Annotated in this window: 23 protein-coding genes; 13 read left to right on the forward strand and 10 right to left on the reverse strand. The window is 35.1% G+C overall.

Annotated features, from left to right (window positions below; all coding sequences use genetic code 11):
- Positions 1-274 (forward strand): fasciclin domain-containing protein (locus ABY285_RS08890; protein ID WP_372769183.1); only part of this gene is annotated, 274 nt, incomplete at its 5' end.
- 63 nt (positions 275-337) lie between these two features.
- Here the strand turns inward: ABY285_RS08890 and ABY285_RS08895 are convergent.
- The 5 genes from ABY285_RS08895 to ABY285_RS08915 are packed head-to-tail and all read right to left on the reverse strand — an operon-like array spanning position 338 to position 3,963.
- Positions 338-1,171 (reverse strand): sulfurtransferase, encoded by an 834-nt coding sequence (locus tag ABY285_RS08895; protein WP_372769185.1) that lies wholly within the window; start codon positions 1,169-1,171, stop codon positions 338-340.
- Between the two features lie 25 nt (positions 1,172-1,196).
- Positions 1,197-1,823, reverse strand: a complete 627-nt coding sequence (locus tag ABY285_RS08900; protein WP_372769187.1) for a carbonic anhydrase — start codon at positions 1,821-1,823, stop codon at positions 1,197-1,199.
- 18 nt (positions 1,824-1,841) lie between these two features.
- Positions 1,842-2,525, reverse strand: a complete 684-nt coding sequence (locus ABY285_RS08905) for a toxin-antitoxin system YwqK family antitoxin (protein ID WP_372769189.1) — start codon at positions 2,523-2,525, stop codon at positions 1,842-1,844.
- A gap of 10 nt (positions 2,526-2,535) precedes the next feature.
- Positions 2,536-2,973 carry a heme-binding domain-containing protein gene (locus tag ABY285_RS08910; protein WP_372769191.1) on the reverse strand — a complete coding sequence of 146 codons (438 nt, stop codon included), beginning with the start codon at positions 2,971-2,973 and terminating at the stop codon, positions 2,536-2,538.
- Between the two features lie 3 nt (positions 2,974-2,976).
- Positions 2,977-3,963 (reverse strand): DUF1028 domain-containing protein, encoded by a 987-nt coding sequence (locus ABY285_RS08915; protein WP_372769193.1) that lies wholly within the window; start codon positions 3,961-3,963, stop codon positions 2,977-2,979.
- A 401-nt stretch (positions 3,964-4,364) separates the two neighbouring features.
- Here ABY285_RS08915 and purB point away from each other — a divergent pair, with 401 nt between their 5' ends.
- From purB to ABY285_RS08975, 12 genes are all read left to right on the forward strand, one after another.
- Entirely contained in the window at positions 4,365-5,708 is a 1,344-nt protein-coding gene (gene purB / locus ABY285_RS08920; protein WP_372769195.1) for an adenylosuccinate lyase, read from the forward strand.
- Positions 5,708-6,118, forward strand: a complete 411-nt coding sequence (locus tag ABY285_RS08925; RefSeq protein ID WP_372769197.1) for a hypothetical protein — start codon at positions 5,708-5,710, stop codon at positions 6,116-6,118. The genes purB and ABY285_RS08925 overlap by 1 nt, the downstream gene beginning before the upstream one ends.
- A 6-nt stretch (positions 6,119-6,124) precedes the next feature.
- On the forward strand, positions 6,125-6,967 hold the full coding sequence (locus tag ABY285_RS08930) for a TerC family protein (protein WP_372769199.1): 843 nt from the start codon (positions 6,125-6,127) through the stop codon (positions 6,965-6,967).
- A gap of 49 nt (positions 6,968-7,016) precedes the next feature.
- On the forward strand, positions 7,017-8,042 hold the full coding sequence (locus ABY285_RS08935; protein ID WP_372769201.1) for an AI-2E family transporter: 1,026 nt from the start codon (positions 7,017-7,019) through the stop codon (positions 8,040-8,042).
- Positions 8,043-8,216: 174 nt separating this feature from the next.
- On the forward strand, positions 8,217-9,524 hold the full coding sequence (locus tag ABY285_RS08940) for a TolC family protein (RefSeq protein ID WP_372769203.1): 1,308 nt from the start codon (positions 8,217-8,219) through the stop codon (positions 9,522-9,524).
- A gap of 46 nt (positions 9,525-9,570) precedes the next feature.
- A complete protein-coding gene (locus ABY285_RS08945) occupies positions 9,571-10,641 on the forward strand; it encodes an efflux RND transporter periplasmic adaptor subunit (protein WP_372769205.1) in 1,071 nt (356 codons plus the stop codon).
- A 118-nt stretch (positions 10,642-10,759) separates the two neighbouring features.
- Positions 10,760-13,990, forward strand: coding sequence for an efflux RND transporter permease subunit (locus ABY285_RS08950; RefSeq protein ID WP_372769207.1), 3,231 nt, complete (start codon positions 10,760-10,762; stop codon positions 13,988-13,990).
- Entirely contained in the window at positions 13,987-14,292 is a 306-nt protein-coding gene (locus ABY285_RS08955) for a hypothetical protein (protein ID WP_372769209.1), read from the forward strand. Before ABY285_RS08950 ends, ABY285_RS08955 begins: the two co-directional genes overlap by 4 nt.
- A gap of 14 nt (positions 14,293-14,306) precedes the next feature.
- Complete coding sequence (locus ABY285_RS08960) at positions 14,307-14,492, forward strand: DUF2892 domain-containing protein (RefSeq protein WP_372769211.1); 186 nt, start codon at positions 14,307-14,309, stop codon at positions 14,490-14,492.
- 74 nt (positions 14,493-14,566) lie between these two features.
- Positions 14,567-14,854: a hypothetical protein gene (locus tag ABY285_RS08965; RefSeq protein ID WP_372769213.1), complete on the forward strand. Its 288-nt coding sequence runs from the start codon at positions 14,567-14,569 to the stop codon at positions 14,852-14,854.
- Positions 14,855-14,980: 126 nt separating this feature from the next.
- On the forward strand, positions 14,981-17,191 hold the full coding sequence (locus ABY285_RS08970) for a TonB-dependent receptor domain-containing protein (RefSeq protein WP_372769215.1): 2,211 nt from the start codon (positions 14,981-14,983) through the stop codon (positions 17,189-17,191).
- Positions 17,192-17,373: 182 nt separating this feature from the next.
- Positions 17,374-18,612, forward strand: a complete 1,239-nt coding sequence (locus ABY285_RS08975; protein ID WP_372769217.1) for a uracil-xanthine permease family protein — start codon at positions 17,374-17,376, stop codon at positions 18,610-18,612.
- Between the two features lie 75 nt (positions 18,613-18,687).
- Here ABY285_RS08975 and ABY285_RS08980 read toward each other — a convergent pair whose 3' ends face one another.
- From ABY285_RS08980 to ABY285_RS09000, 5 genes are all read right to left on the reverse strand, one after another.
- Positions 18,688-19,983: an NCS2 family permease gene (locus tag ABY285_RS08980; RefSeq protein WP_372769219.1), complete on the reverse strand. Its 1,296-nt coding sequence runs from the start codon at positions 19,981-19,983 to the stop codon at positions 18,688-18,690.
- Between the two features lie 15 nt (positions 19,984-19,998).
- The gene (locus tag ABY285_RS08985) at positions 19,999-20,649 is read right to left on the reverse strand and encodes a DUF5020 family protein (RefSeq protein ID WP_372769221.1); all 651 of its coding nucleotides are present in this window, start codon (positions 20,647-20,649) and stop codon (positions 19,999-20,001) included.
- Positions 20,650-20,772: 123 nt separating this feature from the next.
- A complete protein-coding gene (gene lhgO, locus ABY285_RS08990; RefSeq protein ID WP_372769223.1) occupies positions 20,773-21,975 on the reverse strand; it encodes an L-2-hydroxyglutarate oxidase in 1,203 nt (400 codons plus the stop codon).
- Complete coding sequence (locus ABY285_RS08995) at positions 21,965-23,275, reverse strand: MFS transporter (protein ID WP_372769225.1); 1,311 nt, start codon at positions 23,273-23,275, stop codon at positions 21,965-21,967. The genes lhgO and ABY285_RS08995 overlap by 11 nt, the downstream gene beginning before the upstream one ends.
- Positions 23,276-23,363: 88 nt before the next feature.
- Positions 23,364-23,759 (reverse strand): M48 family metallopeptidase (locus tag ABY285_RS09000; protein WP_372769227.1); only part of this gene is annotated, 396 nt, incomplete at its 5' end.

Genomic DNA, 23,759 nt, shown 5'->3' on the forward strand with positions numbered 1-23,759 from the left:
ATTGGGTGCTGGTGGATTAACTGATATTGATACAGCTACCCTAACTGCAACTTTAAACCTTCATGTAGTTGGTGGCGCCAATGTAACTGCAGATATGCTTTCTGATGCTATGACGGTTACTACTTTAGGAGGCGATATTACAGCTGACATTACTGGAGGTGCAAAATTAACAGATGCCAATGGAAGAATCAGCAATATTATTGCTGTTGATGTACAAGCTTCAAATGGCGTTATTCACGCAATTGACAAAGTCATATTGCCAGATCTGAATTAATACTTTTTTTCTAATTTAATTACAAATACTTAAAAAGCTTTCTTTAAATTTAAAGAAAGCTTTTTATTTTGCTACAGGAAATTTCCCCAATTGTCCCCATTCTGCCCAAGAGCCATCGTATAAAACCTTTTTGTTTTCTAAAATCAGTTCACTTGCCAACAAAATAATGCAGGCAGTAATTCCGGAGCCACAAGTGAAAGCCAAAGGTTGATTTTCAATATTTAAATTTTTGAAAATTTTCTTCAGTTCCTTTTCAGGTTTCATTTTTCCATTATTCAATACTTTTTCAAAAGGAAGATTTATGGAATTTGGAATGTGACCGCTCAACATATTTTCTCTTGGCTCAGGGATAAGACCACCAAATCTTTCTTGGGAACGGGCATCAACAACCAGCATCTTTTTTGAATCAATATTTTCTAACAAAGTAATGGCGTCAGCAACCAAATCAGCATGATATTTTGCCGTAAAATTTCCTGAAAAAATTTCGTTTTTAGCAATTGATTCTGTTGGGTAATACTCCTTTTTCCAGGCTGACAATCCGCCGTCCAAAACAGTAATTTCAGCATGTCCCATCACCTTAAACAACCACCATACTCTTGGGCTTGTGTAAATTCCCAAATTATCATAAACAACAATTAAACTGTCATTATTAATCCCTAATTTCCGGCATTCTTCTTCAAAAACCCTTTCATTGGGAATCATATTTGGAATGGCATTTTCCTTATCTAAAAACACCCCCTCCATATCAAAATAGTGAGCACCTTCAATTTTAATATTCGTAAATTCAGGAATTAAATTGGATTTATTTTCCCTCGGACTGGCGTCTAAAATAACAAGATTTGGATTTTCCAGATTTTCAAAAAGCCATTTTGCCGAAATAATCGGGTTTAAATTCATATAAAATTGATATTAAAACAGCTCATTAATGCAAACGATATATTTCTCTTATATCCTGCAGTATTTTTTCAAAATCAATTTTTAAATCTATTAACTCCCCTGAATGAATATCAAAAACCCAACCATGAACGGTGATTCGTTTTTCAAGCAAAGCTTTTTGCACATCAGCTGTTTTTAAAACATTTACACATTGTTCCTGTACGTTCAATTCGACCAGCCTGTTGTATTTTTCATCTTGACAGGTTATGATATCAAGTTCGCTTTTATGCAATCTGTAAACGTCACGTATATTCCGTAACCAAGGATTTAAAATTCCCAAATCTTCCGATTGCATAGCCGCCTTTACACCCCCGCAGTAATAGTGGCCGCAAATCACCAAATGTTTTACCTTTAAGTGGGTTACCGCATAATTGATAACAGACATCACATTTAAATCGGTGTTTGGAACCATATTGGCGATATTTCTGTGTACAAACACGTCGCCAGGCTGAACGCCCATCAGCTCTTCTGCGGAAACACGGCTGTCTGAACAGCCAATATATAGAATTTCGGGTTTTTGGCCGGTAGACAAGTTTTTAAAATAGTTCTCATCAATTTGGAGCCTTTCTTCAATCCATTTTCTATTGTTGCTAAAAATTTTTTCGATGTCCAATTTGTTTTATTTTTTAAATTATTCCCTTATTTTAGCCGGCGTAATTGGTTCTCCATTTTCAAAATATTCCCAATTTCCAACCTTTTCATCATTTTTATATAAGCCTTTACGCAGAATTTTTCCGGCCACATCATAATATTTTGCGGGCCCATGCAATTCTCCGTTTTCATACTGCAAATCATCCAATAAAATCCCTTCTGAGGAATATCGAAGCACATTCCCGTACAATTCCCCATTTTTATAATTTAAAATTTCAGTGATTTTTCCTGTTGAAAAGTATGTTGTAACCGTGCCGTTCAGCAATCCGTTTTCATAATTTTCTTCTGAAATAATCGTTTTTCCATCGGTGTTGTAATACAGCCATTTACCAATCCTGTTTGTGCCTTTCATACTTCCTTCACTTTGCAATGTTCCACCATCATAAAAATAGGTTACTTGCGCTATATCATTTGCTTCAGAAAATGTTTTAACAATAATAGGTTGTTTGGAATTCAGTTCGCCATAGTAGTTAAAAACACCTATTTCCTTGCCTGCCTCAAATTGGCCCTCATAACGAATATTCTTATTATCATAATATTTTTTCCAAACGCCGGTGCGTCTTCCCTGCGCATCCAACTGATTTATTTTTTCTTGTGCCATTGCAGTTCCTGACACAAATACTATCAGAAAAATCAACAGACTTTTCAAATGCAGCTTTTTCATCTTGATATATTTATTCAACTTTTATGTTATTTACCCAATCATACAGTATTTGGTATTGATTCTCTGTCAATTTTGCGCCCTTATGAATCAATAAATAACTTTTCAAAGGCATTTTTCGTTCATTTAAAACTTCTTTTAAATCTTTTAAAATATGTTCTTTCTGGTCTTTATTATAAGTGGTCCATTCAGAAAAATTCAAATGTTCTTTTGCTTCCTTAACATGTTGGGCCAAATACCAGGATGCGGGTGCAATTTCATTATACCAAGGATATTTTGTTGAATTTGTATGACAATCGGCGCAAGATGTTTGGATCATTTTATTCACTTCAATAGGAATTTCCATTACCGTGGAAATTGCATTGGTTTCGTTTTTTGAATCATTTTTTGCAGGTCGTATAAATTGAATTAAAATGAATACTGCTAAAATTACGAATAATACTCTTTTCATAGTTTATAGCTTTAAAATTTCTTGTAATTGTTCTTCAGAAATCGTTAATAATTTAGGTTTTATCAATCTTGGCGTTAATTCTTTCCACTTGTTGTTTTGTTTAAAGATATTTTTAAAAATAGCCTTGGCTTCATTTAACTCTCCATTATTTGCCAAAGTTACGGCATACCAATATTTCATTTCCAAATTATCCGGATTTAATTCCTGGGCTTTCATATAATGTTCTTTCGCCAATTTATTATCGCCAACTTCTACCGCCAAATCGCCTTTATTCATAAAATCATAAGCAGTATGAATGGTGAGCAACCGGCGCATTTCCTTTAACGGATTTTCACTGTCCTCCACACGTAAATCCACTGCTTTATCTTCCCAGCTATTTCCTGTGCTTTTAGCTTTAACAACCAAAATTGCAGCAGATTGTTTGCCGCGAATATCACCGCCTTCATTTTGGGCCGCTTCCATGGCCGCCAACATACGTTCCGCCAAACTTCCAGTTGATTTTTTGAAAGCTTCAGCCATGGCAAGCCACACTGTATTTTTATCCATTAAATTCGCCTGAACAGAAAATTGAGCACCAACTATATGTCCGGCAGCCACAATGCAATTTTTTCCGGTATATGCTTCCACATTTCCATGAACATCCAATATTGCCAATTGACGAACGTCTCTGCCTTCATCCAGTTCCAATAAAGTTTCTACAGCCATTTTTGGCGTTAAACCATTTTCCAGCAAACGTAAACCTCTTGGACCAAAAGACGGATTTACAAATGATTGTGTTGCCACAACGCCAACACCTGCTTTCCCCCAAGTTACCAAACTGCCTACAGAAAACCAATGCGATTGCACCGCAACGCCCATTTCACCCGTAATTGTATCTCTGGCAACAATGGAAAAAGTATGCGCAAATGGTTGTTTTTTATTATAAACTTGTTGAGAAACACCTGAAAGGCTGAATAAAATCGTGATAAGTATTAAAATTGTAGCCCTCATAATCTGTAAATTTAAAAAATTAAAGATATGCTAATCTTTTTGTAAATTTATAATAATTTTTTTTATGGAAATTCTAAATTTTTGGTTTTATACCAATATTTGTTGAATTGTTTATTTGTTGAATTGTGTAATTGTTTCAATTCAGGTACATTTCAATAATACTCAATAATCACTGCCAATGACCCTTTTTGCCTTTTGCCTTTAAACTTCTTCTTAGAAGCTTTCAGCTTTCAACATCCATAAAAAAAACACCCCCTAGCCCCCTCAAGATGGGGAATTTGATTCGTTTAACTTTTTACTTTTGCCTATTGCCTATTGGCTATTAGCTTTCTCCTTTAAACTTTTTCTTTCTCCTAATATTAATTTCATTAATTTTACACTTTTCAAAACAAAACCAAAAAATGTCTTTAACCAATTTGAATGCCATATCGCCAATTGACGGCAGATACCGAAACAAAGTTAAACCTTTAGCGCTCTTTTTTTCAGAAGAAGCGCTTATCAAATATCGCGTAAAAGTTGAAATTGAATACTTTATTGCTTTATGTGAAATTCCGCTTCCGCAGTTGGCCGATTTTGATGCTTCCCTTTTTAAGGATTTAAGAAAAATTTATACTGATTTTTCTACCGAAGATGCGCTAAAAATTAAAGACATTGAGAAAATTACCAATCACGATGTTAAAGCCGTGGAGTATTTTATTAAAAAAAAATTTGATGCTTTACAGCTTCATAAATATAAGGAGTTTATTCACTTCGGATTAACGTCGCAGGATATCAACAACACTGCAATTCCATTATCTTTAAAAGATGCTTTTGAGGATGTTTATTATCCGGAATTGAAATTGCTTTTATACAAACTGAATCAATTGGCAACCGATTGGGCAGAAATTCCAATGTTGGCAAGAACGCACGGACAACCGGCATCTCCAACCCGTTTGGGAAAGGAAATCGCCGTTTTTGTTGAACGTATTGAGCAACAATTAAAACAGCTGAAAAACATTCCTTATGCTGCAAAATTTGGTGGCGCAACAGGAAATTTTAATGCCCACAAAGTAGCGTTTCCAGCAACAGACTGGAAAGCTTTTGGAACCCGGTTTGTGGAAAATATTTTGGGATTACACCATTCTTTTCCAACCACACAAATTGAACATTATGATCATTTGGCAGGGATTTTTGATGCTTTAAAACGTATCAATACAATTCTAATTGATTTTGACAGAGACATTTGGACCTATGTTTCCATGGATTATTTTAAACAAAAAATTAAAGAAGGCGAAGTGGGTTCTTCTGCGATGCCACATAAAGTTAATCCGATTGATTTTGAAAATTCTGAAGGAAATTTAGGAATTGCGAATGCGCTTTTTGAACATTTATCGGCCAAATTGCCTTTATCCAGACTGCAACGCGATTTAACCGATTCGACCGTCCTCAGAAATATCGGTGTTCCTTTTGCGCACACCATTATTGCCTTTAATTCAAATTTAAAAGGACTGGAAAAATTAATCATCAACAAAGAAAAGTTTGCCGAAGATTTAGAAAATAATTGGGCAGTGGTTGCGGAAGCCATCCAAACTATTTTGCGAAGGGAAGCGTATCCAAATCCGTATGAAGCATTAAAAGGACTGACAAGAACCAATGAAAAAATCACCCAAAAATCAATGGCCGATTTTATTGATGGCTTAACGGTTTCAGACGTCATAAAAAAAGAATTGAAAGCCATCACACCAAGTAATTATACCGGAATCTAATGAAAAAATTAATACTTTTACCTCTGTTGCTTTTAGCCCTATTTTCTTGTAAAGATAAAAATGCAGCACCAAATTCAGATACTACTAAATCGGAAACAGTGTCAAGTGCTGATCGTTTTAAATCGGGAATATTTGAAATTCCTGCCGGTCAAGGCTATGAAAAAACCATTGTCATTAGACAAGATTCAATTCAAATTGAAAAATATGAAGACAGGATTGACACGCTTTCCATTTCCTGGAAAAACAATTTTAACTATACCCTTAAAATGTTAAATCCAAAAACAGCCATTGATGAAGATCCCATTCATATAAAAATAACAAGTATTAAGGAAGATTCCTATGAATTTGAGGCTGTGATTGGTAATTCCAATTATGTACAAAAAGGTGAAATTACAAAAAAATCTAACTAAACTTTTATGGAAATATTTTTACATCCAGATGCCTGGATAGCGCTGTTGACACTTACTTTTTTAGAAATTGTTTTAGGGATAGACAATATAATATTCATTTCAATTGCCGCGGCTAAACTTCCTGAAAACCAAATTAAAAAAGCTACCAGAATTGGTTTGGTTTTGGCAATGTTCTTTAGAATTGGGTTGCTATTTGGAATTTCCTTTTTAATTTCAATGAAAAACCCTTTCTATTCGGTTGACTTATCCTGGTTAAAATTCGGAGTAACAGGGCAAAGCGTCATTTTAATTTTAGGCGGACTCTTTTTATTGTATAAAAGCACCAGCGAAATTAGAGATAAAGTTGAAGGACTGGAGCATAATGACACAACCAGTCCAAATAAAATAAAGCATGCTACACTTAAGGGGGTGATTTTACAAATTGTGATGATCGACATCGTTTTTTCGTTTGATTCTGTTTTAACTGCCGTTGGCATGACCAATGGAATACCGGGTGCTTTAATTATTATGGTTACCGCAGTTGTAATCTCCATGGTTATCATGATGGTTTTTGCCAATCCTGTTGGCAGGTTCGTAAATGCACACCCAACTATTCAAATGCTGGCCTTGTCTTTTTTAATTTTAATAGGTTTTATGCTTATTACAGAAGGTGCCCATTTGTCTAATGCAGAAATATTCAATCAGCAAGTTGGCGCAATCCCTAAAGGCTATTTATATTTTGCCATCGCATTCTCATTAGGCGTTGAAGCTTTAAACATGAAGGTAAGAAAAGGAAAACGCCTCATCCATGTAAGCAACCCAACTTTAGATGATGAAAAATTGAAGGGTAAAAACTTAAAGGGCAAGTAGCAGTAGCTTTTATAATGATTCACAAAATCACTTTATTTAATTAGAAACTATGGAAGATAAAAAAACGACAAATATCCTTTTATTGATTATTGTAATTCCGTTTATTTTTTATTTGCTGAAAATATTGTCCTTTATTTTCATTCCTCTCGTAGCATCAATGTTTATTGCATTGTTGTTTTTACCGTTAATGAGATGGTTTAACAGAAGAAGGGTTCCAAAATTCATCAGTATTTTTGTGATCATCCTCATTTTTGGCATATTGTTTAAAATTGGCGGAGAATTGGTTAAACTGTCCAGCAAAGAAATTTTAGCAACTGACAAGTTTTTTTTAAAGAAAGCGGAAATGAAAGTCTCTGATTTACTTATCACAGTGGAGAATTTTTTCGGCGTTGAATATGTTAATAAAAGTGAGAATGTATTTTCAAATTTTCTTCGGAAAGAAACACTTCAAAAAAATTTCGGTTTTATAGCAAACTTTATAAGCAAAACGCTTTCTATAACATTAATGACAGCCTTCTTTGTTGTTTTATGGCTTGCAGAGTCTATCAATTTTGAAAAATTACTGAATAATACCATCCTTAAACAAAAGTACGCTTCCGTAAAAACCTTCATGAAAATTGAAAAAGATTTAAGGACATTCATAAAAGTAAAAATATTAGTAAGCCTTTTGACAGGAATCTGCACTGGTTTAGCTTGCGTGTTTTTTGACGTGAATTTTCCGATATTTTGGGGGTTGTTCGCTTTCATAATCAATTTCGTACAAATGGTCGGTTCTTTTATCACCGTTATTTTATTGGCGCTTTTTGCATTTGTACAACTTGATCCCACAAGTCTTTTATTCTTTTTTGTACTTTCAATAACCGGTGTGCAAGTTTTGTTTGGCGGTGTTTTAGAACCTATATTTATGGGAAGGTCCTTTTCGATCAACATTATTGCCATTTTGGTGATGCTTATGCTTTGGGGATATATTTGGGGAATCCCAGGTTTAATTATGGCCATACCTTTAACAGTGTTTATCAAAATTATTTTGGAAAAATTCCCAAAAACAAAGGTTATTGCCAGTTTACTTTCTTAATTACACGAACTTTTATTTAAAAATCATTTTATTATTAAGGTTCTTTTAGTAACTTCAACTTGTAGGTTGTTACCATGTAACTTCGTGTCATAAATGTTACATATCTCTGTAACGTTTACGACTGCGTTACGTTTCAATCTCAATTACTTTTGCGTCGAACAAAAAAACAAATATATGCAACTAAAAAAAAGTCTATTAATTCTGTTTTTTCTTTTTAACGTATTAATCATTAGCGCGCAACAAGAAATAATTTCTCTTGAAGAAGTGTTAGAAAAAGTTGAAAAGAACAATTATTCAATTAAAATTTCAGAAGAAGATTATAACATTTCCAAAGCGGATTTTAACCAGACAAATTCCATTTTTTTACCAAATATCTCCATTTCCCATACGGCAATTGCAACTACAAATCCGTTAATGGCATTTGGTTCAAAATTAAACCAGGAAATATTGACACAAGCAGATTTTAATCCGGCGATGTTGAATGATCCGAATGAAATCAAAAATTTCGCCACTAAAATCGAAATTCAGCAACCTATTTTTAATGCTGACGGATTGTATATGCGCAAAGCGGCAAAAGCAAAAATGAATGCTGTGGAATTGCAGTCGGAAAGAACAAAAGAATACATAAAATTGGAAGTTACCAAAGCTTATATGCAATTACAAGTTGCTTATAAAGCGGTTGCTGTTTTGGAAAAAGCGAAAGAAGCTGCTCTTGAAAATAAAAAAATTGCCGACAATAAGTTTGCACAAGGTTATATGCAAAAAGCCGATATTTTATCGGTGGAAGTTCATATGACCGAAGTTGAAAATCAGTTGTTAAGCGCAAAAAGCAGTGTTCAAAATGCCTCAGAAAACGTAAAATTTTTAATGGGTGAGCAAAATGAGTCCGTTTTAAAACCCAGTACAGAACTAAAAGCAGAACTGGATTTTTCCATTTATAACGAAAGCCTTTCCCTGAACAGGGCTGATATTGATGCGATGCAGCAAAGTACTGAAGCATACAACAATATGTATAAAGCCAACAAAACAAGCTATTTACCAAATTTAAATGCTTTTGGAAGTTATGAAATGTACGACAATCAAATTTTTGGCACAGATGCGAAAGGTTATTTGGTTGGCGCCCAATTGTCATGGAATGTATTCGACGGCTATAAACGCATTGGTAAAATTCAAAAAAGTAAGGCAGAACTTGACAAAGCAGAGATTGGCTTGGAACAATATAAAAATCAGAGCAATTTAGAATACAATACTGCCAAACGCCAGTTAAAAGATGCAGAAAATAAATTGTATCTAACAAATTTAGCTTCAGAACAATCGAAAGAAGCCTTAAGAATAAGAACAAACAGGTTTGAACAAGGTTTGGAAAAAACTTCTGATTTGCTTATTTCAGAAACACAGTATATGCAAAAACAACTTGAATATCTGCAAACAGTTTTTAATTATAATTTCACAAAAGCTTACGTAGCATTTTTAACCAAATAAGCCAAAAACGGCAAAAAACAAAACCACACTAAAAATATAGAAATCAATGAAAAATCATATAACAATATTCGCATTAGCAACCTTAATTTTAGTTGCAAGTTGTGGCAAAGACAAGGCAGCATCCACGGATAACACTCCTGCTGTAGCTGTAAAAGTTAGCACGCCTTCAGCTGAAGACGGTACGTTTTTATCGGCAAGCGGCAAAATTGAAGCAGTACAAAACGCAAACTTAAGCACCCGTATGATGGGTTACGTAACGGAAACTTACGTAAATGTTGGGGATAAAGTTTCCAAAGGGCAATTATTGTTGCGTATTAACAGTGCCGATATTTCAGCACAAAGCGCACAGGTAACTGCCTCAATTACGGAAGCCAAAGCTGCTTTTAAAAATGCCGAAAAAGATTACAACCGTTTTAAAGCATTGCAAGAACAAAACAGCGTTTCCCAAAAAGAAATGGATGATATCACTGCCAATTATGAAATGGCAAAAGCAAGATTGGAAGGTGCCAATCAAATGAAAAATCAGGTAAATGCGCAACTGTCCTACTCAAATATTTCCGCGCCGTTCAGTGGCGTTATAACCGGGAAATTTATAAGCAAAGGTGATATGGCAAATCCGGGCATGCCGTTGATAAGCATGGAAACTCCTGGTGAATTTCAAGTGACTGCTTTAGTTCCGGAAGCTGAAATTACAAAAATTAAATCGGGAACAACCGCCAATGTTCTGGTAAAATCCACAAACCAACTTTTAACCGGTAATGTAACTGAAGTGAGTTCTTCAGCAAAAAATACTGGCGGACAATATTTGGTAAAGGTAATTTTAGACAAAACCGATGTAAAATTGCTTACAGGCATGTATACTTCCGTACAATTCCCTGTAGAAAGCACAAAAGAAACAAACCTTATTCTAATTCCTGAAAGCGCTTTGATTAAACAAGGGCAGTTAATCGGAATTTATACGATTGGCCATGAAAACACGGCCATTTTAAGATGGTTAAGAACAGGAAAAACCTTTGGCGATAAAGTTGAAATATTGTCGGGATTGGCTGCAAATGAACAATTTATTGTTTCTGCCGAAGGAAAATTATTTAACGGTGCGAAAGTGAGTATTCAGTAAGCAATGTTCAATTTACAGTATTCAATAATCACTAATCAATCATCAGTTTTTAGTCGCAGTTTTCAGTATTTCTAAAATAACTTTAAACTTTTAAACTTTAAACTTTAAACTTTAAAAAATGCAAGAAGGAATTTCAGGTAAAATAGCCAATATATTCATCAATTCTAAGCTAACCATTTTGTTAATGGTGGCCTTGATGGCCATTGGCATCTATAGTTCATTTCTCATTCCAAGAGAGGAAGAACCGCAAATTATTGTTCCTATGGCCGACGTTTTGGTTGGTTATCCCGGCGCAAGTCCGCAAGAGGTTGAAAGCCGTGTAGTTAAACCGTTGGAGAAAATTATATCGGACATCAAAGGGGTGCAACACGTGCACAGCATTGCGATGAACGGACAATCGATGATTATTGTGCAGTTTTATGTGGGCGAAGATACCGAACGCTCGTATGTGAAATTGTACGATGAGCTGATGCGCCATCAGGGAATGTTTCCTCCCGGCGTTACGCAGCCTTTGGTAAAAACAAGGTCTATTGACGATGTTCCAATGCTTGGACTGACTTTTTGGAGCGAGAATTATAACGATTTTCAAATTCGCCAAATTGCGGAAGAAGTGACTTCTGAAATAGAAAAGGTTAAAGATGTTTCTATCACCAAAGTAATTGGAGGAAGGAACCGTCAGCTGAAAGTGATTTTGGACAAGGATAAAATGGCCGAAAACGGCATTGACGCGCTTGGAATTATGCAAATGATTCAAGCCAACAACAGCAGTTCACAATCCGGTAGCTTTGTGAAAAATGACCAAGAATATTTAATTACCACAGGAAAATTTTTGACCTCTTCAGAAGATGTAGAAAATTTGGTTGTAGGCGTTTATAACAATATGCCAGTTTATTTAAAACAGGTTGCCACCATACAAGACGGTCCGGAAACCCCGAATAGCTATGTGTCTTTCGGTTACGGAAAAGCGAATGAAAAATTCACTGCCAATTCTAGCGAATACAATGCCGTAACGCTTTCAATAGCAAAGGTAAAAGGAGCTGATGCCATGAAAATTTCGGCAAAGATTTTGGAAAGAGTGGAAAACTTAAAACAAACTTTAATCCCTTCAGATGTCCATGTTGATGTTACCCGAAACTATGGGGAAACCGCTTCGCATAAAGTGGGTGAATTGTTGCTTCACTTAAGTGTAGCCATTTTAGCCGTTACCATTTTAGTGATGTTGGCCATGGGCTGGCGTGGCGGATTGGTGGTGTTTTTCTCTGTACCATTAACATTTGCCTTAACCTTATTCAGCTATTATTTATTAGGATATACGCTAAACAGAATTACCTTGTTTGCCTTGGTTTTTGTGGTGGGAATTGTGGTTGATGACAGTATTATTATTGCTGAAAACATGCACAGGCATTTTAAAATGAAGCGATTGCCGTTTAAGCAAGCTGCTATTTACGCCATCAATGAAGTAGGAAATCCAACCATTTTGGCCACTTTTACTGTGATTGCCGCTATTTTGCCTATGGCTTTTGTTTCGGGAATGATGGGACCATATATGAGTCCGATGCCTATTGGCGCATCTATTGCCATGATATTGTCACTTTTTGTCGCTTTAACCGTTACGCCTTATTTGGGCTATCATTTATTGCGGGAGAAAGATTCGCAAGAACACAAAAAAGAACAGGGACTGGAAGCCGGAATGATTTACAAAATCTATAAAAAATTGGAACAGCCACTTTTAGACAGTCGGAAAAAACGACTGTTAACCATTGGAATTACCTTGTTTTTATTGGCAGGTTCCGTATTGATGTTCTTTACAAAATCTGTAGCCGTAAAAATGCTGCCTTTCGATAATAAAAATGAGTTTCAGGTGGTAATAGATATGCCCGAAGGAACTACATTGGAAAGAACTGCAGCAGTAACAAAAGAGATTGCACAATATATTTCGACAACACCAGAAGTTGTAAACTACCAAAATTATATAGGTACCTCTGCTCCTATTACGTTTAACGGATTGGTTCGTCATTACGACATTCGTGGGGGAAGTAATATGGCCGACATTCAGGTGAATTTGTTACTGAAAGAAGATCGGGATTTACAAAGTCATGACATTGCTAAAAAAGTGCGTCCGGAAATTAAGAAAATCGCCAAGAAATATGGCGCCAATGTTAAATTGGTAGAAGTTCCGCCGGGACCGCCAGTATTATCGACACTCGTTGCAGAAGTTTACGGACCAAACTACCCAGCGCAAATTAAAGTCGCTGAACAGGTTAAGGGAATTTTGGAAAATACTGCTGATGTTGTTGATATTGACTGGATGGTTGAAGATGCCCAAACCGAATACCGACTGGAAATTGATAAAGAAAAAGCAATGCTTAACGGAATTGCGCCGCAACAAATAGTTGGAAATTTGACCTATATTTTAAAAGAATATCCAATTTCTTATTTATATGACGAAACTTCTTTTGATCAGGTTGACATTGTTTTGGCTTTAAGTGATGCCGATAAAACCAGCTTACAGGACATTCAAAATATAAAGATTAAAGGAAATCAGGGCAATGTTATTCCAATAAGTGATTTGGTTAGTATAAAAAAAGATACTTTACAAAAAACCATTTACAGAAAAGATCAAAAAAGAGTGGTTTATGTCACAGCAGATATGGCTGGCGGATTGGAAAGTCCGGTATATGCCATATTGGGAATGAAAGAAAAATTACAAAAAATTGAGCTGCCTAAAGGATACAAACTCAATGAACTTTACCTGGATCAACCTTCTGACGAAAGTGATTTTTCAGTGAAATGGGACGGAGAATGGCAAATCACTTTAGAAGTTTTCCAAGATTTAGGAACAGCATTTTTGGTGGTGATTATCATCATTTATATGCTGATTGTTGGCTGGTTCCAAAATTTTAAAACACCGTTGGTCATGATGATGGCAATACCACTTTCATTAATAGGCATTGTATTAGGCCACTGGTTATTGGGTGCTTTCTTTACTGCAACCTCATTTATTGGTATGATTGCCTTGGCGGGCGTAATGGTTCGGAATTCGGTTTTGCTTATCGACTTTATTGAAATTCGGTTGAATGACGGGGTTCCTTTAAAACAAGCCATTATTGATGCTGGTGCAGTGCGTACAACACCAATTTTACTTACCACTGGAGCAGTAGTTATTGGAGCTTCCATCATTTTGTTTGATCCAATTTTTCAAGGTTTGGCAATATCATTAGTCGCGGGAGCCATAGTTTCAACAATGTTAACGCTGGTTGTGGTTCCAATGATTTACTATATGACCGAAAAAAAGAAATGGGAAAATAATTCGAATAACGACGATAAATTAAAATCAGAAGAATCATGAAATTACTAGTCATAACCGCGATAGAAGAGTTTTCCAAAGAAATAAAACTCATGCTAAAAAAATCAAATATTAATATCTATTCTTATAAGAACGTAAACGGTTTTAGAGATTTGTCTGAAGAATCGGTGGAAAGCAATTGGTTTGCCAGTGAAATGGATGAAAGCCAATCCATTATTTTCTTTGCTTTTGTAAAAAAAACAAATGTTGATGATTTTTTTGCAAGGGCCGATGAATTTAACGCAAAACAAAAAACAATGTCGAAAGTTCATGTTGTGGTCTTAGATATTGAAAAATCAAATTAATAAAATTATAAAAGATGAAAAACAGAATTGTAAGAGGTATTGCCGGCACATTTATATTAATCAGTTTACTGCTAGCCATAAAAGTAAATGTTGACTGGTTGTGGTTTACAGTATTTGTTGGTGCTAACTTGCTGCAATCTTCCATTACGAAATGGTGCTTATTAGAAGTCATTTTAGGAAAATTGGGCGTTAAAGATTAGTTTTAATTTTGTATTTTAGCCTATTAAATTAGGACAAAATTAAAGTAATTTTAAAAAATATTATCTCTTTTGTATTGATTACAACTGTACTGCTTCCTTTTGCAGTGCAGTTCAATCATTCCTTTAAATCACATGAGCATTCAGCTTGTAAGGCTCAAAACATTATTCATTTTGACACTCATAAAATTGACTGTTCCGTTTTTCATTTTAAAATAAACAATCATAGAATTGATTTTTCATCAGAAATTCACCTTGCTGAAAAACCATACAATGAAGAAAAAATACTATCTGTTGAAGCACAAATTTCCCCAGTAAAAATTCAATATAAATCCTCCAGAGCCCCTCCATTTTTATTGACATAATATAGCATTGCCATTATTTATCAATAAAAAAACTCACATGAAATGAGCATATCAAAAACTCGATATAAATACCGAGGAAAAAATGCGAATTTCATTTGACATTAAAAAACCAATAGCAAACTACAAATGAAATTATATATATTTTTCCTGTTTACAATAGGATTCTCCTTAATTGCGTATTCTCAAAACAAAATATCCGGTAAAATTACGAATAGCCAAAATGAAGTATTGACAGGGGCTGAAGTTTATATTGAAGAGCTGCAAAAAGGAACTTCAACAAACGAAAACGGTTACTATGAATTGCTTAATTTACCCAATAATACCATTAAAATTACTGTTGCATACATTGGTTATAAAACCCAAGTAAAAACTATTGCCTTAATAGAAAAAGAAAAGACCCTAGATTTCATTTTGGAGGAGGCTGTTTTTAAAATGGATGAAGTTATTGTTTCAACCGCCTTTAATAAATTACAATCCCAAAATGTGATGAAGGTGGAACATGAAAGCATTAAAACCATGCAGCGGAAAGGAACCTCCACATTAATTGAAGGACTCACAACCATTCCGGGAGTTTCACAAATTTCAACCGGAACTTCCATAGGAAAACCCGTAATTCGCGGATTAAGCGGAAACCGAGTTTTGGTTTATTCCCAAGGTGTACGAATTGAAAATCAGCAGTTTGGCGACGAACACGGTTTGGGCTTAAACGATTCAGGAATAGAAAGCGCGGAAGTGATAAAAGGTCCGGCTTCCCTACTATATGGTTCGGATGCCTTAGGTGGCGTTTTGTATTTTATTCCCGAAAAGTTTGCGGAAGCCAATACATTTGTCGCCAATATTAACCAGAAATTATTTTCAAATACTTTAGGAAGCAGTTCTTCTTTAGGTTTAAAAACCTCCACTGACAATTGGAAATTTTTGGCCAGAGGAAGTTACAATACCCATTCCGATTATAAAACCCCCAATAAAAACGGGGTCACAAACACACGCTACAACGAAACGGATTTTAAGACGGGAATTGGCTATAGCGATTCAAAAATCTCCAGTGTTTTTAGGTACAATTATAACAAACTTGATTTGGGAATTCCGGAAGAAGGAATTGCCGAACAAACTACAACCAAAAAAACTGCATATCCAAAGCAAGGAGTTTTTAATCATTTGTTAAGTTTTAACAATATTATATTCTTTAAAAAATCAAAAATGGATATGAATTTCGGTTATATTTCAAATGAAAGAAGCGAGTTTGAAGACAGCAATATTCCGGTTTTACGAATGAATCTGAATACTTTTAACTATGATGCTAAATACTATTTGCCAAAATTAGGCAAATTAGAAACCATTTTTGGGTTTCAGGGAATGAACCAGAGCAACAAAAATTCAGGGGAAGAATATTTAATTCCTGATGCTGTAACTAATGATGTCGGTTTTTTCGGGACAGGTAATTATGAATGGAAATCGAATGTAATTTTAGCAGGATTGCGTTTTGACAACAGAACCATTTCTGCGGAAGCTTTTGGAGCAGTTGGAGAAGAAGGTTCTTTTGTTGCCATAGACAAATCGTACAATAGTTTTAATGCCTCCTTAGGCTACAAAACCAATTTAGGTGATAATTTGATTGTAAGAATCAATGCCGCTTCCGGATTTAGAGCCCCTAATTTAGCGGAACTTACCTCTAACGGCGTTCATGAAGGAACCAACAGATATGAAATAGGAAACAGCAATTTAAAAACGGAACAAAATATTCAAACCGATTTAAATATGGAATACAACACTGATCATTTTGAGTTTTTTGTGAACGGTTTTTACAATCACGTCAACAATTATATTTACACGTCGCCAACCGGTGAAACGCTTGAAAACAATGATGTTTACCGATATATTCAAAATGACGCGAAATTGTATGGTGGTGAAATTGGCGTTCATTTTCACCCACATCCATTAGATTGGCTGCATTTAGAAAGCAGTTTTGAAACGGTTACGGGAGAAAAACAAAACGGTGATTATTTGCCTTTAATTCCTGCCAACAATTGGAACAATACCATTAGAACTGAGTTTAATATTAAAAATTGGCTGTCCGATGGATTTGCTTCTTTAAATATTTCCAGCACCTTCAAACAAAATAATGTCAGCGGATTTGAAACTGCTACTAAAGGATATTCATTGGTAAATATTGGTTTTGGAGGTACCGTTAAATTTGGAAAAACGATTTTTGATCTTACTTTAAACGGCAATAATTTATTTAATGAAAATTATATAGCGCACCTGTCGCGTTTAAAAGCAGACGGCATTCAAAATATTGGGAGAAATTTTATAGCCGGTGTAAAATTTAATTTGTAATAATCTCAAACATCGCATAAAACAGCATCTTTTATTATTTAATATAAGTTCGAATTAAAAGGGTTAAAATATTTAGCCCTTAAATCAAATTCATTTTAATTTAAAATCAATCTAAAGTTTTAATTTAAGATTGTTTTATTTTTATACTTAAATTAGCCCGATTTAAACTTAAAAACACCTTAATGAAATCTTCTCAAAACCCAAACTCAACCGACATTAAAAATCCATTTAAACGGATTATTGTCGGTATTCAATTTTTATTCGTTGCTTTTGGCGCAACGGTATTGGTTCCTTTATTAATTGATATTGACCCTTCTGTTGCATTGTTTACAGCAGGTGTTGGAACACTTATTTTTCATGTAATCACAAAAGGGAAAGTCCCTGTTTTTTTAGGAAGCAGTTTCGCTTTTATCGCCCCAATAGTTGCAGCAACTAAATTATACGGTTATCCCGGAACCTTGGGAGGTATTATAGCGGTTGGATTGGTTTATGGCGTGGTTTCTTTTATTGTCAAATTATGGGGATTAAGAGTCATTGAAAAAATATTTCCTTCCGTTGTGGTTGGACCTGTTATTATGATTATTGGATTGTCGTTAGCCTCTGTTGGTGTTGATATGGCAAAATCGAACTGGCCGATTGCGATTTCTGTTTTAGTTACGGCCATTGTCATTGTTATATACACAAAAGGTTTGATTAAATTGATTCCGATTTTTATTGGGATTATTGTTGGCTATTTGATATCAATTATTGCCGGATTGGTCGACTTTTCTTCCGTAAATGAAGCTGCCTGGTTTGCACTTCCAAAATTTACAACTCCGGAATTTAATTGGGCAGCAATTTTATATATGATTCCGGTAGCTATTGCGCCAATTATTGAACATGTTGGCGATATTTATGCTATTGGAGGTGTTGCCGAAAAAGAATTTGTAAAGGATCCCGGATTACATAGAACTTTGTTAGGAGACGGAATTGCCACTGCATTTGCAGGATTTTTAGGTGGCCCGCCAAACACCACCTATTCTGAAGTTACCGGAGCTGTGGCTTTAACTAAAATTACGGATCCCAGAATTTTGAGAATTGCAGCAATTACAGCAATTGTGTTTTCATTGGTAGGTAAAATAAGCGCTGTTTTAAAAACAATTCCGCAAGCAGTATTGGGAGGCATCATGTTGTTGCTTTTTGGCATGATTGCAAGTATCGGGATTAAAACCTTAATTGATGCAAAAACCGATTTTTCCATCATACGAAATCAGGTCATTGTTTCCATTATTTTAACTATTGGCATTGGAGGTGCACAAATGAGTTATGGCAATTTTTCTCTGGCCGGAATTGGACTGGCTTCAGTGATTGGCGTTATTTTAAACTTAATTTTGCCAAAAACAGCAAGCTCGACCAAAGAAAGTATTGATGAAGTTAACTAACTTATCCAAAATTAAAAAAAGCCTTTTTGAAAATTCAAAAAGGCTTTTTTTTAATGCTATATATTTCGCATTTTATCAAATATAAAATTTAATAATAAACAAAATTGCGATGATATACATGATTGGTTTCACTTCTTTATATCGGCCGGTGAGCAATTTTAAAATCACGAAAGAAAGCATCCCAAATACAATTCCTTCCGCAATACTGTAAGTCAATGGCATCATAATGATGGTAAAAAAAGCCGGAATAGATTCCGTAAAATCATCCAAATCTATTTTCATAATTGGCGATATCATAAACAATCCAACAATAATTAAAGCCGGAGCAGTGGCCGCCGCAGGTATAATCATAAATATTGGCGCAAAAAACAAAGCCAAAATAAACATTCCTGCAACAGTGAGCGCGGTCATTCCCGTCTTTCCACCTTCAGCAACTCCTGCAGCACTTTCCACATAAGTTGTTACTGTTGAAGTTCCTAAAACAGCGCCAACGGTAGTTCCAATTGCATCAGCAAACAACGCTTGTTTTACTCTTGGCACTTTTCCATCTTTATCCAACATATTTGCTTTTGACGATACCCCAACCAATGTCCCCACGGTATCAAACATATCAACGAATAAAAATGTGAATAAAACAATTAACATATCTAAAGTAAAAACCTGAGAAAAATCAAATTTAAAGAAAATTGGCTCAATTGATGGGGGTAAACTTACCACACTAAAGTTTTCCGGAATGACAGTTATGCCAACAAAAAAACCAATGATAGTGGAAGCCAAAATTCCGATTAAAATGGCTCCTTTTACTTTTTTAGCCAATAAAACGCCTATGATGATAACGCCGGCCAAACCAACCAAAACAGCTGGATTTTTCATATCGCCCAAACCAACCAATGTTGCGGGATTGTCAACAATTAATCCTGTGCCCTTTAATCCTATAAAAGCAATAAACAAACCAATACCTACAGAAACGGCATGTTTGAGATTTAAAGGAATTGAGTTTACAATTAATTCCCGAATATTAAAGGCTGTTAAAATGATGAATACAATACCTTCTAAAAAAACTGCTGTTAAAGCAAACTGCCAGGAGTAGCCCATTCCCAGCACTACGGTAAAAGCAAAAAATGCATTTAAGCCCATGCCAGGCGCCAAAGCAAATGGTAATTTAGCGACCAAAGCCATCACTAAGGTTGCAACTATTGCAGATAATGCGGTTGCCGTAAATACGGCATCTTTATCCATTCCTGCGGCACTTAATATACTCGGATTTACGGCCAAGATATAAACCATCGTCATAAAAGTGGTTATCCCGGCAGTAATCTCTATTCTTAAAGTCGATTTATTTTCTGTGATTTTAAAAAACTTGTCTAACATAATTTATGTATTTGGTTAAATATTCCATTTTATTGCTAAAGTCGGCCTTCCTTTAATAGCATCGTTTCCACCAGCAAAATTTGAAGAAATTTCTAATTCCCCACCTACTGAGAAACTTTTGTTTAAATGATACCATAATTGAGGTTCAGCTAGAAATACTTTCACATCAGTATATCCAAATGCAAAATCTCCCTTTTCAGACCAATAATCTGCAAATCCGGAAAAAGTTAATTTATTTTCAACTAAATTCACATACCACGTTCCTGTAACTTGAAAGTTACCTTCTCCAGCACCTGTAAAAGCTTTGTAACCTGCATAGGTGGAGAATCCCCATTTAGCATTTCCTTTAGAGTAGTTTGCTCCAAAAATCCATGCTTCCGGAAATGTAAAACCATTAGTATGACCAGCATTGTACTCAATATGAGCCCCAATAGGCATTTTTTCAGTTTTTAAAACACGTGCAATTTCATAATAAGCTAAACTTGTTCCTGTTGCAGCATTGTAATCAAAATCGACAAAAGTGAACGTATTTCCATATTTATCAACTTTAAAAAGCTCAAAGGTTGTTGTAAAATGGCCTCTTTCAAAATCTCTGTGCAATTGCAAGTTCTGCGCGCTAACTGTGACTGCAATAAAAAATGTAATAATTGTGATGATTTTTTTCATGGTTATTGAATTTCTAAAATTAATTGCTAAAATTAACACAAAAATTTACGCATAGAAGCGCACTTGAAATTCAATTATTAACAGGTAATTAACTATTTATAATCAAAATAAATAAGATGAATTTTAGTTTAAAACAACACTCACAATTTCATCTGCAATCGCCAAACAAGAAGTTGCTGCCGGTGAAGGCGCGTTTAACACATGAATATTGCCCTTGTGTTTCATAATTTTAAAATCATCAATCATATTTCCTTCAAAATCAATCGCCTGCGCTCTAACGCCGGCTCTTGCAGATCGCACATCATTTTCCGTAATTGTAGGCATCATTCTTTGCAAGGCTCTTACAAACAAACGCTTAGAAAAAGCTCTCTTATATTCATCAATTCCTTTTCTCCAATGTTTCCCGAACAATTTCCATGTTCCTTTAAAAGTTAAGGCTTCAAAGGTGTCTCTAAAATTAAAGCTTGTTCGTTTATAGCCTTCTCTTTTGAAGGTAAAAACGGCATTTGGACCACATTCGATTCCGCCATGAATCATTCGTGTAAAATGAACGCCCAAAAACGGAAATTTTGGGTCGGGAACCGGATAAATCAAGTTGTTAATTTTATGCTCAGCTTCGGGCTTTAACTCGAAATAATCACCCCGGAAACCCACAATATGTAAATCGAGTTTTAATTGATCTTTTGCCGCAATTCTATCGGATTGCAATCCAGTGCAAAAAATAACCTTCTCGGAAATAAAGTTTCCTTGATTTGTTTTTAAAGTTGTGGAATCGATTTCAGCAATTACATCGATCACTTCGCAAGATTTGATTAACTTACTTTGAGGATTTATGGTTGTTATTACCTTTACAAAAGCTTTTGAAACTGCCACATAATCGATAATTCCTGCCGTGGGCACCCAAATTCCTTTAATTCCTTCAATAAAAGGTTCTTTCTGCTTTATTTCATCGGAAGTTAAATAACAAATCCCTTCTGTTCCATTTTGAATTCCTCTGTTATAAATATCTTCCAAAACTGGCAATTCCGCTTTTGAAGCAGCAACAATTACCTTTCCGCAAACATCGTGTTTAATATTATTTTCTATGGCAAATTTTATCAGTTGCGCACTTCCGACTTTGCAGTTTTTTGCTTTATAAGAGCCCGGTTTGTAGTAAATTCCAGAGTGCATAACGCCAGAATTTCTCCCGGTTTGATGCAAACCAATTTCGGATTCTTTTTCTAATATAAATATGGATTTATTGGGAAATTTTAATTGTAATTTATAGGCTGTGGCGAGTCCGACGATGCCGGCACCGACAACAATAAAATCTGCTTTATTGGACATGTTTTGTTTTTCCAACAAAGTTCAGCAAAACAAAGGATAATATAAAGAAAATCGCCAAAAACAATACACTCATTTGCATAGAACCCGTTATAGAAATTAACAAGCCAAAAACAATCATGCCAAATACAATAGCCAGCTTTTCTGTAACGTCATAGAAACTGAAATAAGTAGCGTGGTCTTTTGTTTCGGGCAATAATTTAGAGTATGTTGAACGCGACAAAGATTGAATTGCACCCATAACCAAACCAATAAGCGCTCCCAAACCATAAAAATAATAAGAAACATTTGGTTGTGATTTGTCTAATAAAAAGGCGACACCGCAAACTAGTGCCCAAATAGAAATTGTTATTTTTAAAGTGGTAATATTGCCAATCCTGTCTGAAATTCTTGAAAATAAAAATGCGCCAAAAATGGCTACAATTTGCACCAACAAAATAACCGCAATTAAATCCATTGTTGGCAAGCCCAGTTCTTTGCTGCCAAAAATTCCTGCCATTAAAATGATGGTTTGTACACCCACGCTAAACATAAAAAAAGATAATAAAAAGAATTTCAGTTCCGAATGTTGCTTCATTTCATCATAAACCACTTTTAATTCTCGTAATCCTTTCCATATAAAATCCTTTTGTGGTTTTCTGTCGTAAATGTTATTTGGCAAATAACTATAAGTAATTTGGGCAAATCCCAACCACCAAATTCCAACCAGCAAAAAGGTAAGGCGAGAAGCAAAAGCAGCATTCGGCAATCCAAACATTTCTGGATTGTTAACCATCACCAAACTAAATAACAGCAAAAGCACTGAACCTGAATATCCAAAAATAAATCCTTTGGCGCTTACGTCATCCTGTTGCTCTGGATGCGCAATTTCAGGCAAATAGGCATTATAAAAAACAATGCTTCCCCAAAATCCGATACTGGCAAAAATCGTAAAAACCAAACCAACCCAAAGTGTTTTTTCTCCTTCAAAAAAGAACAAACTCATTACCGAAAATGATCCTAGAAAACAAAAGAATTTTAAAAATTTCAATTTATTTCCTGTATAATCGGCAATCCCTGACAGAATTGGCGACATAAACGCGACCAATAAAAAAGACAACGCCAATGTGTAATCGTATAAAGTAGTTGGATTCCAAGATGTTCCCAAAAAAGTTATTTTTCCTTCAACTGATGCAAATGATTCCGTTAAACTGCTATAATATATTGGAAAAACTGCGGTAGCAATCACCAAGGAATAGGCTGAATTTGCCCAATCGTAAAACGCCCAGGCATTGATAAGTTTCTTATCTCCTTTTTTTAACATATTGTCATAAAAAAAACCGCTCTAAAAAATTTAGAACGGTGGACAATATACTATAATTATTTTTTAATTCGAAATAAACACAATTTAACTATTGGGCATTGTATTTTTTTGCAAGCTTAACAGCCGTAGGCAAATATGCTTTTAAATTTTTTATTCTAGTTTCATTAGAAGGGTGCGTGCTTAAAAATTCTGGTGGTGCACCTCCAGTAGCCATTTGCCCCATACGAATCCAAACATTGATGGCCTCTTGCGGATTGTATCCTGCCATAGTCATAAACACCAACCCTAATTTATCCGCTTCTGTCTCGTGGGTTCTGCTATAAGCTAACATCCCAACCTGTGAACCAATACCATAAATAGTATTCCATAAGTTTTGAGTTTTTGGGTCTTTATTGTTTGTGCTAATTGCAACTGCAACGCCTCCCAATTGCTGTCCGTAAGCACTGGTCATACGTTCTTGTCCGTGTTTTGCAAATGCGTGAGC

The sequence above is a fragment of the Lutibacter sp. genome (assembly GCF_041555395.1).
Classification (GTDB): domain Bacteria; phylum Bacteroidota; class Bacteroidia; order Flavobacteriales; family Flavobacteriaceae; genus Lutibacter.

What these genes read in the sequence shown, in the direction of transcription:
- ABY285_RS08930 (WP_372769199.1), top strand. Translation starts at nt 6,125, where the DNA reads ATGGAAATATTTTTACATCCAGATGCCTGGATAGCGCTGTTGACACTT.
- ABY285_RS08940 (WP_372769203.1), top strand. Translation starts at nt 8,217, where the DNA reads ATGCAACTAAAAAAAAGTCTATTAATTCTGTTTTTTCTTTTTAACGTA.
- ABY285_RS08960 (WP_372769211.1), top strand. Translation starts at nt 14,307, where the DNA reads ATGAAAAACAGAATTGTAAGAGGTATTGCCGGCACATTTATATTAATC.
- ABY285_RS08985 (WP_372769221.1), bottom strand. Translation starts at nt 20,649, where the DNA reads ATGAAAAAAATCATCACAATTATTACATTTTTTATTGCAGTCACAGTT.
- lhgO (WP_372769223.1), bottom strand. Translation starts at nt 21,975, where the DNA reads ATGTCCAATAAAGCAGATTTTATTGTTGTCGGTGCCGGCATCGTCGGA.
- purB (WP_372769195.1), top strand. Translation starts at nt 4,365, where the DNA reads ATGTCTTTAACCAATTTGAATGCCATATCGCCAATTGACGGCAGATAC.
- ABY285_RS08905 (WP_372769189.1), bottom strand. Translation starts at nt 2,525, where the DNA reads ATGAAAAAGCTGCATTTGAAAAGTCTGTTGATTTTTCTGATAGTATTT.
- ABY285_RS08895 (WP_372769185.1), bottom strand. Translation starts at nt 1,171, where the DNA reads ATGAATTTAAACCCGATTATTTCGGCAAAATGGCTTTTTGAAAATCTG.
- ABY285_RS08910 (WP_372769191.1), bottom strand. Translation starts at nt 2,973, where the DNA reads ATGAAAAGAGTATTATTCGTAATTTTAGCAGTATTCATTTTAATTCAA.
- ABY285_RS08995 (WP_372769225.1), bottom strand. Translation starts at nt 23,275, where the DNA reads ATGTTAAAAAAAGGAGATAAGAAACTTATCAATGCCTGGGCGTTTTAC.
- ABY285_RS08935 (WP_372769201.1), top strand. Translation starts at nt 7,017, where the DNA reads ATGGAAGATAAAAAAACGACAAATATCCTTTTATTGATTATTGTAATT.
- ABY285_RS08945 (WP_372769205.1), top strand. Translation starts at nt 9,571, where the DNA reads ATGAAAAATCATATAACAATATTCGCATTAGCAACCTTAATTTTAGTT.
- ABY285_RS08925 (WP_372769197.1), top strand. Translation starts at nt 5,708, where the DNA reads ATGAAAAAATTAATACTTTTACCTCTGTTGCTTTTAGCCCTATTTTCT.
- ABY285_RS08970 (WP_372769215.1), top strand. Translation starts at nt 14,981, where the DNA reads ATGAAATTATATATATTTTTCCTGTTTACAATAGGATTCTCCTTAATT.
- ABY285_RS08975 (WP_372769217.1), top strand. Translation starts at nt 17,374, where the DNA reads ATGAAATCTTCTCAAAACCCAAACTCAACCGACATTAAAAATCCATTT.
- ABY285_RS08955 (WP_372769209.1), top strand. Translation starts at nt 13,987, where the DNA reads ATGAAATTACTAGTCATAACCGCGATAGAAGAGTTTTCCAAAGAAATA.
- ABY285_RS08950 (WP_372769207.1), top strand. Translation starts at nt 10,760, where the DNA reads ATGCAAGAAGGAATTTCAGGTAAAATAGCCAATATATTCATCAATTCT.
- ABY285_RS08915 (WP_372769193.1), bottom strand. Translation starts at nt 3,963, where the DNA reads ATGAGGGCTACAATTTTAATACTTATCACGATTTTATTCAGCCTTTCA.
- ABY285_RS08980 (WP_372769219.1), bottom strand. Translation starts at nt 19,983, where the DNA reads ATGTTAGACAAGTTTTTTAAAATCACAGAAAATAAATCGACTTTAAGA.